The sequence below is a fragment of the Microbacterium hominis genome (assembly GCF_013282805.1).
GTDB classification, from domain to species: Bacteria; Actinomycetota; Actinomycetes; order Actinomycetales; family Microbacteriaceae; genus Microbacterium; species Microbacterium hominis_B.
The window spans coordinates 991,471-1,002,724 of sequence record NZ_CP054038.1; the positions used below are offsets into that span (position 1 = coordinate 991,471).

Consider the following 11,254-nt stretch of genomic DNA (forward strand, 5'->3'; position numbering starts at 1 on the left):
TCGCGCGTCGCCGTGCCCCATCGAAAGGAAACCTGTGACTGACACACAGCTCTCGCCGCAGGGAGACTCGCCGCCTCCCTCGCGCTGGCGGCGCCTGGTCACCCCGCGCACGCTCGGCATCGCCTCCGGCGTGACCGCCGGCGCGGCCGCCGTCGCCCTCGTCTTCGCGACCCAGACCGCCGTGCAGGCGACCTCGTCGCCCGAGGCGCCGGCATCCACACCCATCGCCGCCGACAGCACCGACGAGGACGCGCCCGAGAAGGCGGAGGAGCCCATCGAGGCGCCCGAGAGCCTCGCGGCCGCCTACGACCAGCTCTCCGGGGAGGAGGTCGAGTACGTCCGCTACCTCGGCGCGCAGGCGGAGCCGTTCGTCGACGGGGTCGACGTCTTCGGCGACCCCGGCCTGCAGTTCCTCTCGACCGACGTCGCCGACCCGGCGTCGTACGGCGACGGGCAGCGCCGCATGCTCTCGCTCTACTACGACTACGGCACCAACGAGCTCGTGAGCATGATCGTCAACGTCACCGATGGTGTCGTCGAGGAGACCGCGCGCGCCACCGGCTCCCAGCCGGCGCCCACCGAGGCGGAGACCGCTCTGGCGTGGGAGCTGCTGCTGGACTCCCCGCTCGGCGAGCCGCTGCACTCGGAGTTCGCGACCCTCACCGGCGGCTCCGCCCTCCTGCCGGGATCGGTCGAGGTCGAGCTCACCGCCCACTCCTTCACCACCGACGCCGGCTCGTTCGGCGCCGAGACCTGCGGCCTCGACCGCTGCGTGCAGCTGCTCGCGCAGGTCAACGGCGGTGCGTTCCTGACCACGACACCGTACGTCGTCAACCTGTCCACCCAGACCGTCCTGTCCATCTCATGACCAGGGAGAACACCCGAATGAAGCGCACTCTCAGCGCGGCGACCGTCGGCGCCGTGCTCGCGGGAGGACTCGTCCTCGCCGCGCCCCTTCCCGCCTCGGCGCAGACTGTCACCGAGGCATCCTGCTCCGGCGACTCGCTCGTCTCCGAGACCCTCGAATCGGGGTCGAGCTGGCAGATGTGCTGGCGCATCGACACCTACCGCGGGCTCGTGCTCGACAAGGTCGCCTACCAGCCCCGTGATGACGCCGCACCCTTCCTCGTGCTCGACTCGATCGCGCTCGCGCAGCTCAACGTGCCTTACGACACCGGCGCGACCGAGTACAACGACGTCACCACCTACCAGGTCGGCGGGCGCCGCCTGCAGGCTCTCGAGGCCGTCGACTGCGTCGTGGGCGAGACCCGCTCGGCGTGGGTCGACGCCAACCGCGGCGAGATCCCCGCGGTCTGCATCGGCGAGGAGGATTCGGGCATCGCGTACCGCTCGAACATCAACCGCGATGCGCTCTACGCGGCGCAGGGAACCGACCTCGTGCTGCACTCGGTGTCGCGGATCGGCTGGTACGAGTACCAGACCGAGTACCGCTTCCACGACGACGGCGAGATCTCGGTGCGACTGGGCGCCACCGGCGACCTGTCGCCCAACGACTATGTGAACGTCGTGAACCAGGGCTGGCCGCTCGCCGAGGGCCAGGAGGACTTCGCGGTCAACCACTACCACTCGGCCTTCTGGCGCGTGGACTTCGGCCTCGACAGCGGCGCGAGCCAGTACGTCGAGAAGTTCTCGACCACGCCCACCGGCGACTACGGCACCACCGGCGACACGGGTCACACCGCGATCCTGAACACCGAGATCACGCCGATCACCACCGAGACCAAGACGATGGGCGCGAACCGCGAGGCGTACCGGGTGGTCAACCCGGTGAGCCTGAACGCCGACGGCCACGCCCGTTCGTACGAGATCATCGTGCCGCGCGACTCGGCCTACAACCTCAACCCGGAGACGGACTACGACATCGCGTTCACGCAGGCGAAGTCCGACGAGATCCACGCCAGCTACAACCTGATCCCGAGCAAGGCCGGCCAGATGGTGACCGACTACATCGCCGACGGCGAGACGCTCGACGACCCGGTGGCGTGGGTGAACGTGGGCTTCCACCACATCAACCGCGACGAGGACCAGAGCCCGATGCCGATCCACTGGCAGGGCTTCACCCTCTACCCGCGCGACTTCGCCGCACAGAACCCGATCATCCCCGAGGGGCGCAAGTGGGTGAACGGCGACATGCGCGGCGTTCCGAACCCGAACATCCCGACGCCGACCCCGACGGTAACCCCGACCCCGACGGTCACTCCGACGCCCGAGCCGACCGAGGGGGCCGAGCCGACTCCGACCCCGACCCCGGCCGAGGGAGAGGGCGAGCCGACCCCGACGCCGACCCCGACGCCGACCCCGACGGGCGGTGGAACCACGCCTCCGACCGACGGCGGAACCACGCCTCCCGCCGACGGCGGGAGCACGCCTCCGGCCGACGGCGGCAGCGAGGGCGAGACCGCCGCGAACCCGATCGTCTTCGGAGCATCAGAGGTCGCACCCGGCGCCGCGCAGACCGCGACCGCCGAGGGCTTCGCGCCGGGCGAGACGGTGAGCGCCGTGCTGCACTCCGACCCGATCGACGTCGGCACCTTCGTCGCCGACGACAGCGGCGTGGTGAAGGCGCAGTTCATCGTGCCCTCCGACGTCGCGACGGGCGAGCACACGCTGGTGCTGACGGGTCAGACCTCGGGCACCGTCGCGGAGGGCACCTTCACGGTCGCCTCCGCGTCGCCCGCGGCCGTGCTCGGTGCGCTCGCCGCGACCGGATCCGACGCCAACCGCTGGGCCCTCTCGGGGCTGGTGCTGCTGGTCGCCGGAACGGGACTCGCGGGACTGTCATGGCACCTGCGCCGTCAGCAGCGCCCTGCCGCCGAGGCTGCCGCCTGACCCGCTGGACCCGCTGACGCGCTGACGCGCTGATGCGCCCCTCGCGGGGCGGCCCGACCCCAGCGGGCCGCCCCGCACTCTCCGAAGGGATCCCATGCGCAAGCTGATCGCCGGCATCGGACTGATCGTCGCCGTCGCCACCGGATTCGGTGCCGTGGCGACGGTCGTGCTCGGCAGCACGCCGCCGGATGCGGATGCCGCGCCGGCGGCATCCGCTGCGACCGCCGCGGCACCCGCGACCCCCGTCGTGATGATCGACGAGCGCTACCCGACGACGGTGGACTACTGCTATGTGGAGGCGATGATCCCGCATCACGCCCAGGCCCTGGAGTTGAGCGGGCTCGTGCTCGCCGCCGGCGGGGTGGGGGAGCGCACGCGGGCACTGGCGGAGTTCATCGTCGCCGACCAGTCCGCCGAGATCGACACCATGCGCGCCTGGCAGACGGCGTGGCAGAAGGCACTGCCGCCCGGGGCCGGCGACGGCTCCGCCGCGCACAGCGCGCATGATGCGGCCGCCGGCGAGATCGCGCGCGGCTGCCACGCCGGTGCCGGTCACGGCCACGGCCGGATGGCGGGCATGGCGACTCCGGCGCAGCTCGCCGCCCTCGGCGAGGCGGAGGGCGCGGCGGCCGAGAGACTCTTCCTCGACCTCATGATCGTCCACCACGAGGGGGCGCTGGAGATGGCCGCCCTCGCCGTCACCGAGGGCGCCAACGCCTTCGTCCGGTCCTCGGCCAAGCACGTCCTGGTCGAGCAGGAGAAGGAGATCGCCGCGATGACCGCCCTGCGCGAACTCCTTCCGTGACCTGGCGCGGGCTCGCCGCCGCGGCCGCGCCCGTCGTCGGCGCGGTGTGCGTGATCGCGGCGATCGGGGTCGCCCACGTGGAGCACGACTCCATGTCGCCGACCCTGAGCGCCGGCACCCGGGTCGTCTACGACCGGGTCTCCACGCCCCACCGCGGCGACATCGTGCTGATCGAGGACCGCGGCGGGTGGTCGGGCGTCGCGGGCGCCACCCTCATCAAGCGCGTCATCGGCGTCGCGGGCGATCAGGTCGTGTGCTGCGAGCCCGGCACCGGCCGGCTGATCGTCAACGGCATCGCCGTCGACGAGCCCTTCGTCGACGGCGAGCGGCCGGGCGGCAGCATCCCGTTCCGCATCACGGTGGCGCGGGGCACCGTGTTCGTGATGGGCGACAACCGCGGCGCGTCGCTCGACTCGCGCGCGGGGCTCGACGATCCCGGCCACGGCGGTGTCGCCGTCGACGACGTGCTCGGCGTCGTGCGGGCGTGGTGGTGAGCCCGAGCGCGCCCCCTTCAGCGCCCTCACGGGTGCGCGCCATTACGCTGAACGGGTTCCTCCCGTGAAAGGCGTCGACCCGTGCGCAGACCTGTCCTCGCGGTCGGCGTCGCGCTCGCGCTGGTCGTCGCCGGCGGCGCGACCGCCGTCGCGCTGGCCGGAGCCTCCGGCGGATCCGCGCCGGCGCAGGTCGTCGCGACCGCGTCGGGGTCGCCGAGCGCCGAGCCGGTCGGCGCATCCGACTTCTGCTTCGTCGAGGCCATGATCTTCTACCGTGTCGAAGCCGACGAGCTCGCCACGGTGGTGCTCGCCGCCGACGGCATCTCCGCCGAGACCCGCGATGCCGCCGCGGCCGACGCGGCGCATCAGCGTGAGGAGCTCGACGCACTGCGCGCCTGGTACGTCGAGTGGGCGCCGGCCCGGCCGCTCGAACCCACCGACGATGGCGCCTGCTCGGGCCATGGAGATCACGCCGCCATGCCCGGCATCCCATCCCGATCGCAGCGCGGCGCCCTCTCGTCGGCCGACGGCCCCGAGGCCGAGGACCTCTACCTCGCGCTGCGCGCCGGGGTGGATGCCGGCATCCATGACCTCGCCGCCCAGACGCTGGCCGCGCCGGGCCACCCGCTCGTGCATGCTGAGGCTGAAGCAGCCGCGGCCGAAGTGGCGGCGCGGCGGGCTTAGCCTGGGGAGATGGCGACGAAGCCCCCGGCCTCCGACATCGACGAATCGCTCCTGCGCGTCTCCGCGCCCAAGACCCATGCCGTCGGCATCCCCGCGGTGATGCACGCCCTGCGGATCTCGTACGAGCAGATGGGTGTGGCGCGCAGCATCCAGACGCTCACGCAGGTCAATCAGAAGGACGGCTTCGACTGCCCGGGGTGCGCGTGGCCGGAGGAGGATCGCCGCCACCTCGCCGAGTTCTGCGAGAACGGGGCGAAGGCGGTCGCCGAGGAGGCGACGCTGCGCCGGGTCGGGCCGGAGTTCTTCGCCGCGCACCCGGTGGCAGAGCTCGCCGGCCACGACGACTGGTGGCTCGGCCAGCAAGGGCGTCTGACCCACCCCATGGTGCTCGACGAGGGCGCCACGCACTATCGCCCGATCTCGTGGGACGACGCCCTCGCGATGGTGGCCGCCGAGCTGCGCGGACTGGAAACGCCCGACCAGGCGGTGTTCTACACTTCCGGCCGCACCTCCAACGAGGCCGCCTTCCTGTACCAGCTCCTGGTGCGGGGCCTTGGCACCAACAACCTGCCGGACTGCTCCAACATGTGCCACGAGTCCAGCGGCTCCGCGCTCACCGAGACCCTCGGCATCGGCAAGGGCACGGTGTCGATCGGCGACATCCACGCGGCCGACCTGCTGATCGTGGCCGGCCAGAACCCCGGCACCAACCACCCGCGCATGCTGTCGGCGCTCGAGAAGGCGAAGGCCAACGGCGCGACGATCATCGCGGTCAATCCGCTGCCCGAGGCGGGGCTGGTGCGGTTCGAGAATCCGCAGACCGTGAAGGGCATGATCCTCGGCGGGACCAAGCTGGCCGACCGGTTCGTCCAGATCCGCCTCGGTGGCGACCAGGCGCTGTTCCAGGCGATCGGCAAGCACCTGCTCGAGCGGGAGGATGCCGCGGGCGGCGTGCTCGACCACGACTTCATCGCCGCGCACACAAGCGGGTTCGACGCCTACCGCGCCGAGATGGCGGCGGTCGCCTGGCCGGAGCTGGAGACCGCGACCGGGCTCACCGAGGCCGAACTGCGTGAGATCGCCGAGAAGGTCGCCGTCTCGAAGGCCACGATCGTGTGCTGGGCGATGGGCCTCACCCAGCACAAGCACTCGGTCGCGACCCTCCGCGACGTCGTGAACGTGCTCCTGCTGCGCGGCGACATCGGCCGCCCCGGCGCCGGGGTCTGCCCGGTGCGCGGGCACTCGAACGTGCAGGGCGATCGTACGATGGGCATCTACGAGAAGCCCTCCGAGGCCTTCCTCGCGGCCCTCGACGACGAGTTCGCCTTCACCGCGCCCCGCGCCCACGGCTTCGACACGGTCGCCGCGATCCGCGCGATGCGCGACGGCGACGCGACCTTCTTCATGGGCATGGGCGGCAACTTCGTGAGCGCCACCCCCGACACCGAGGTCGTCGAGGCGGCGCTGCGGCGCACGAGCCTCACCGTGCAGGTGTCGACCAAGCTCAATCGGTCGCACGTGGTGACCGGTCGCCGTGCCCTCATCCTGCCGACGCTCGGCCGCACCGACCGCGACGAGCGCGGCGGCCGCGACCAGCGGGTGAGCGTCGAGGACTCCATGGGCGCCGTCCACTCTTCCCGCGGCCGGCTCGCGCCGCCGTCGGGAGATCTGCTCAGCGAGGTGGCCATCGTCGCGCGGCTGTGCGCGCTGCTGTTCGATGATGTGGATGCCGCGGGCGCGGCATCCACCCGATCCGTACCCCCTCCCCGGGCGGAGTGGGCCGCGCTCGAGGCGGACTACGCCCTGATCCGCCGGCACATCGAGCGCGTCGTGCCCGGCTTCGACGACTTCGACAAGCGCATCGAGCGCGGGCGGACGATCTTCCTTCCGAACGGCCCGCGGGATGAGCGGCGGTTCGCGACCGTCGACGGCAGGGCGCGGTTCACGGCGAACGCGCTCGAGTACCCGGTGATCCCGCCCGGCCGCCTGCTGCTGCAGACCCTGCGCTCGCACGACCAGTACAACACCACGATCTACGGCAAGGACGACCGCTATCGCGGCATCCACGGCGGTCGGCGCGTGGTGATGGTCAACCCCGACGACATCGAGGCGCTCGGCGTCGCCGACGGCGAGATCGTGGACCTCGTGTCGGAGTGGACGGGGCCCGATGGCATCGTGCAGCACCGGCGCGCCGCGGCGTTCCGGGTCGTGCCGTATCCGACGCCGCGCGGCAACGCCGCCGCCTATTACCCCGAGACGAACGTGCTCGTGCCCCTGGACTCCGTGGCCGACGTCAGCGGCACGCCGACCTCGAAGTCGGTGATCGTGCGGCTGGAGCGACGCGCGGCCGGGGCCTAGCCTCCCACCGCGGCGGCGGGCGGGGCGGCCACGGCGGTGGCGTGCAGGCGGTCGGCGACGGCGCGCTCGACGAGCACAGGCACGAAGTCGCGCACGTGAGCATCGTCGAACTGCTGGAACTCCTCGGCCGTGAGCTCGCGCAGCTCGCTCTCGGCCGTGTGGGGGAACCGCTCTTTGAGGCGGTTGACGACGTGCATCAGAGCCTCGTACTCGGACTCCGGGTCGGTCGCACTGTTCATGCTCCGATGATGCGGCCGCGGGGCGCCGTTGTCCATACCCGCGGATACAACACGCCTCGCCGCCCGCGTCAAGCCCTCGCGAGGGTGGATGCCACGGCGTAGCGTCGCTGCTGTGACCGATCTCTCCTCACCCACCGGCCACGAAGCGGCCCTGCGCGCTGTTCCGCGCGCCGACGGCACGCCTCCTCGCGCTCTCGTCCTCGGGGCGACCGGCTACATCGGCGGCCGCCTGGTGCCGCGGCTGATCGCCGCCGGGCATCGGGTGCGGGTGCTCGCCCGCGATCCTGCGCGGGTGGCGGCGTTCGCGTGGGGCGACGAGGTCGAGGTGGTCCAGGGGGCGGCGGAGGACCCGACGGCGATGGCGGCCGCGGCTGCCGACGTCGACGCGCTCTACTACCTCGTGCACTCGATGTCGGCCGGACGCGGGTTCGAGCAGGCCGACGAGCGCGCGGCGCACGTCGTCGCGGAGGCCGCCCTCGTGGCATCCGTCCGTCGGATCGTGTACCTGGGCGGGCTGCATCCCGAGGGGGTCCCCCTGTCGCCGCACCTTCGCTCCCGCGTCGAGGTGGGGGAGGTGTTCCTCGGCAGCGGCGTGCCGACTCTGGTGCTGCAGGCGGGGGTCGTGATCGGATCGGGCTCCGCCTCGTTCGAGATGGTGCGCCACCTCACCGAGGTGCTGCCGTACATGCCGGCGCCCAAGTGGGTGCGCAACCGCATCCAGCCGATCGCGGTGCGCGATGTTCTGCACTATCTGCTCGGGGCGGCGACGGTGGATGCCGCGGTCAACCGCGCCGTCGACATCGGCGGGCCCGACGTGCTGCGCTACGGGCAGATGATGAACGGCTACGCCGTCGAGGCGGGGCTGCGCCAGCGCGCGATCGCGGCGCTGCCGGTGCTGACGCCCGGGCTCGCCTCGCACTGGGTGAATCTCGTGACGCCGATCCCGCGCTCCATCGCGAGGCCCCTGGTGGCCTCGCTGCAGAACGAGTGCGTCATGAAGGACCACGACATCGACGCGCTGATCCCGCCGCCGGAAGACGGTCTGACGCCCTACCGGACTGCCGTCGCCCTCGCGCTCGGCCGCGTGCGCGGCGATGAGGTGGAGACGAGCTGGCTCGACGCGGAGGTGCTCGGCGTGCCGAGCGATCCGCTGCCGAGCGACCCGGAGTGGGCCGGACGCACGGTGTTCACCGATGCGAGATCGGCGCACACGTCCGCCTCGCCCGACGCGCTGTGGCGCGTGATCGAGGGCATCGGCGGGGAGAACGGGTGGTACTCGTCGCCGCTGCTGTGGGCGGTGCGCGGATGGATGGACCGCGTCGTCGGCGGCATCGGGCTGGCGCGCGGCCGACGCTCCCGCTCCCGACTCGCGGTGGGAGACGCACTCGACTTCTGGCGCGTCGAGGCGATCGAGCCGGGGTCGTTCCTGCGGCTGCGTGCCGAGATGAAGGTGCCCGGACTCGCCTGGCTCGACCTGCGCGCCACCCCCGATGGGGGCGGATCGCGCTACGACCAGAGGGCGGTGTTCTTCCCGAAGGGGCTCTCGGGCCGCCTCTACTGGCTGGCGGTGCTGCCCTTCCACGGGTTCATCTTCGCGGGGATGGCACGTCGGATCACCGCGACGGCCGAGACCGCCGCCGAGAACTCCGCGGCGGCGGATGCCGAGGCGGCCGCACCCATGGCCGCGGCGGGCGCCGATCGCTAGGGTCGGTCTCATCGGGCGTCCGCGCCCCCGAGGACCATGGAACCCATCGCCGACACCGCCCAGCATCCCCTCCATCCGGCTCGTGACGGAGCCGGCCGGCTTCTGCTGACCCGTCACGCAGAGGTGGTCGCCGCCGCGGTCGACCCCACCCTGTTCTCGAGCGCGGTCTCCGCCCACCTCCAGGTGCCCAACGGCCTCGACGGCGACGGGCACGCCGCCGTCCGCCGCGCCCTCGACCCCTTCTTCGCTCCCGACGCGCTCGCGCCACTGGTCGCGCAGCTCGCCCGCGTCGCCGGCGAGCTCGTCGCGCGCCAGTCGGCCCACGACGCGCACTTCGACGCGGTGGCCGATCTCGGCGCGCGCTTCGCCGTGCGCGGCCAGGCGCTCTGGCTCGGATGGCCCGAGGCCATCGACGACATCCTGCTGCAGTGGGTCGCCGACAGTCGTGCGGCCGCCCGCGGCGGCGATCGGACCGCGCTCGCCGCGGCCGCGGAGCGCTTCGACGCGATCGTGCGGGGGATCCTCGATGACCGGCGGGCGACACCTGCCCGCGACGACGTCACGGGGCGCCTGATGGCGGTGCGCCTCGACGGCGGTCGCCGTTTCACCGATGCGGAACTCGTGTCGGTGCTGCGCAACTGGACCGGCGGCGACCTGTCGTCGCTGGCGCTGTGCGCCGGCGTGATCGTGCATTGGCTGGCCGCGCACCCCGACGAGCAGCGCGCGCTCGCCGAGGCGCCGGATGAAGAGCTGGATGCCGCGATCGACGAGATCCTCCGCATCGACGATCCCTTCGTGTCGAACCGCCGCGTCGCCACGCGCGACACCGTCGTCGGCGGGTGCCCGGTGGCCGCCGGCGAGCACGTCGTGCTGCACTGGCGTCACGCGAACCGCGACCCCGACGCGGTGCCCGAGCCGACGGTGTTCCGCCCGGCGGCGAACGCTGCCGCGAACCTGGTCTGGGGGATCGGACCGCACGCGTGCCCCGGCAGGCCGCTCGCGACCGCCGAGCTGCGGGTGCTGGTGCGCGCGCTGCTGCGCGCGGGAACGATCATCCCGGAGGGGGAGGCGGTGCGCGAGATCGCGCCGGTCGCGGGATTTCGCACCGTGCCGGTGCGGATCGTCCCGCACGGCTGAGTCGTCGCCGCACCGGGCCGCCCGCCCGGCCTCTAGGGTGGGATCGTGCTCGAGCGCTCCACACACTCCGCCGCCGTCGTCACGGTGTCCGACCGGTCGGCGCGCGGCGAGCGCGCCGACACGAGCGGACCGCTCGCGGTCGCGGCGCTGCGCGGGGCCGGGTTCGCGTGCGACGAGGCGCTGGTCGTACCCGACGGCGCCGACCACGTGGAGGCGGCGCTTCGCGCCCTCGTCGCCGGCGGGGTGCGGGTGGTGGTCACCACCGGCGGAACCGGGGTCGCACCGCGCGACCAGACACCGGAGGGCACCCTGCGCGTCATCGATCGCGAGCTCCCCGGCATCGCCGAGGAGCTGCGGCGCCGGGGCGCGCAGGCCAAGCCCCTCGCCCTCGTCTCCCGCGGACGCGCCGGTGTCGCGGCATCCACTCTCATCGTCAACCTGCCCGGATCGACCTCGGGCGTGGCCGAGGGGATGCCGCTGATCACGTCGCTCGCGGGCCACATCATCGACCAGCTCGACGGGGGCGACCACTGATGGTCGTGCGCCTGGCCCGCATCTCGCCGGAATCGCTCGACCTCGATGCGCATCTCCTCGCCATCGACGACGCCGCGGCGGGTGCCGTGACGACGTTCGTCGGCCGCGTGCGCGACCATGATCCGGATGCCGCCGGTGCGGTGGTCGCGCTCGAGTACACCGCGCACCCCGACGCCGAGACGACGCTCGCCGCCCTCGCCACGCGCGCGATCGGCGACACCGACGCGATCGTCGCCGTGAGCCACCGGGTCGGCCGGCTCGCGGTGGGAGATGCCGCGGTGGTGATCGCGGTGGCCAGCGCCCACCGCGCCGAGGCGTTCGAGGTGTGCCGCGCGCTGATCGAGATCATCAAGACCGATCTGCCGGTGTGGAAGCGGCAGGTCGAGGCCGACGGCACGACGGCCTGGAAGGGGCTCGGCGGCTGAGCGGTCGCCGCCGTGGTCTGCGG

11 protein-coding genes are annotated in these 11,254 nt (G+C 72.8%); 10 read left to right on the forward strand and 1 reads right to left on the reverse strand.

Annotated features, from left to right (window positions below):
* Positions 1–34 precede the first annotated feature (34 nt).
* The 6 genes from HQM25_RS04250 to HQM25_RS04275 all read left to right on the forward strand — a co-directional run bounded on the left by HQM25_RS04250 (position 35) and on the right by HQM25_RS04275 (position 7,191).
* The gene (locus tag HQM25_RS04250) at positions 35–868 is read left to right on the forward strand and encodes a hypothetical protein (RefSeq protein WP_172989114.1); all 834 of its coding nucleotides are present in this window, start codon (positions 35–37) and stop codon (positions 866–868) included.
* A gap of 17 nt (positions 869–885) precedes the next feature.
* Positions 886–2,850: a hypothetical protein gene (locus HQM25_RS04255; RefSeq protein ID WP_172989115.1), complete on the forward strand. Its 1,965-nt coding sequence runs from the start codon at positions 886–888 to the stop codon at positions 2,848–2,850.
* Positions 2,851–2,944: 94 nt separating this feature from the next.
* The gene (locus HQM25_RS04260) at positions 2,945–3,655 is read left to right on the forward strand and encodes a DUF305 domain-containing protein (protein ID WP_172989116.1); all 711 of its coding nucleotides are present in this window, start codon (positions 2,945–2,947) and stop codon (positions 3,653–3,655) included.
* Positions 3,652–4,149 carry a signal peptidase I gene (gene lepB / locus HQM25_RS04265; protein ID WP_172989117.1) on the forward strand — a complete coding sequence of 166 codons (498 nt, stop codon included), beginning with the start codon at positions 3,652–3,654 and terminating at the stop codon, positions 4,147–4,149. The genes HQM25_RS04260 and lepB overlap by 4 nt, the downstream gene beginning before the upstream one ends.
* Positions 4,150–4,230: 81 nt before the next feature.
* Positions 4,231–4,833, forward strand: coding sequence for a DUF305 domain-containing protein (locus tag HQM25_RS04270; RefSeq protein WP_172989118.1), 603 nt, complete (start codon positions 4,231–4,233; stop codon positions 4,831–4,833).
* A 9-nt stretch (positions 4,834–4,842) separates the two neighbouring features.
* Positions 4,843–7,191, forward strand: a complete 2,349-nt coding sequence (locus HQM25_RS04275; RefSeq protein WP_172989119.1) for an FdhF/YdeP family oxidoreductase — start codon at positions 4,843–4,845, stop codon at positions 7,189–7,191.
* Here the strand turns inward: HQM25_RS04275 and HQM25_RS04280 are convergent.
* Positions 7,188–7,430 carry a three-helix bundle dimerization domain-containing protein gene (locus tag HQM25_RS04280; RefSeq protein WP_172989120.1) on the reverse strand — a complete coding sequence of 81 codons (243 nt, stop codon included), beginning with the start codon at positions 7,428–7,430 and terminating at the stop codon, positions 7,188–7,190. The genes HQM25_RS04275 and HQM25_RS04280 overlap by 4 nt on opposite strands.
* Positions 7,431–7,518: 88 nt before the next feature.
* Here HQM25_RS04280 and HQM25_RS04285 point away from each other — a divergent pair, with 88 nt between their 5' ends.
* From HQM25_RS04285 to HQM25_RS04300, 4 genes are read left to right on the forward strand one after another with little or no spacing between them, the layout of a single operon-like run.
* A complete protein-coding gene (locus tag HQM25_RS04285) occupies positions 7,519–9,135 on the forward strand; it encodes an SDR family oxidoreductase (RefSeq protein WP_172989121.1) in 1,617 nt (538 codons plus the stop codon).
* A gap of 36 nt (positions 9,136–9,171) precedes the next feature.
* Positions 9,172–10,272: a cytochrome P450 gene (locus tag HQM25_RS04290; RefSeq protein WP_172989122.1), complete on the forward strand. Its 1,101-nt coding sequence runs from the start codon at positions 9,172–9,174 to the stop codon at positions 10,270–10,272.
* Between the two features lie 45 nt (positions 10,273–10,317).
* A complete protein-coding gene (locus HQM25_RS04295; RefSeq protein ID WP_172989123.1) occupies positions 10,318–10,806 on the forward strand; it encodes a MogA/MoaB family molybdenum cofactor biosynthesis protein in 489 nt (162 codons plus the stop codon).
* The gene (locus HQM25_RS04300) at positions 10,803–11,231 is read left to right on the forward strand and encodes a molybdenum cofactor biosynthesis protein MoaE (RefSeq protein ID WP_172991504.1); all 429 of its coding nucleotides are present in this window, start codon (positions 10,803–10,805) and stop codon (positions 11,229–11,231) included. The genes HQM25_RS04295 and HQM25_RS04300 overlap by 4 nt, the downstream gene beginning before the upstream one ends.
* The last annotated feature ends 23 nt before the right edge of the window (positions 11,232–11,254 follow it).

Bases quoted from the DNA above. Each gene is read 5' to 3' on its own strand.
- HQM25_RS04255 (WP_172989115.1), top strand. From the start codon at position 886: ATGAAGCGCACTCTCAGCGCGGCGACCGTCGGCGCCGTGCTCGCGGGA.
- HQM25_RS04260 (WP_172989116.1), top strand. From the start codon at position 2,945: ATGCGCAAGCTGATCGCCGGCATCGGACTGATCGTCGCCGTCGCCACC.
- HQM25_RS04275 (WP_172989119.1), top strand. From the start codon at position 4,843: ATGGCGACGAAGCCCCCGGCCTCCGACATCGACGAATCGCTCCTGCGC.
- HQM25_RS04280 (WP_172989120.1), bottom strand. From the start codon at position 7,430: ATGAACAGTGCGACCGACCCGGAGTCCGAGTACGAGGCTCTGATGCAC.
- HQM25_RS04285 (WP_172989121.1), top strand. From the start codon at position 7,519: ATGCCACGGCGTAGCGTCGCTGCTGTGACCGATCTCTCCTCACCCACC.
- HQM25_RS04290 (WP_172989122.1), top strand. From the start codon at position 9,172: ATGGAACCCATCGCCGACACCGCCCAGCATCCCCTCCATCCGGCTCGT.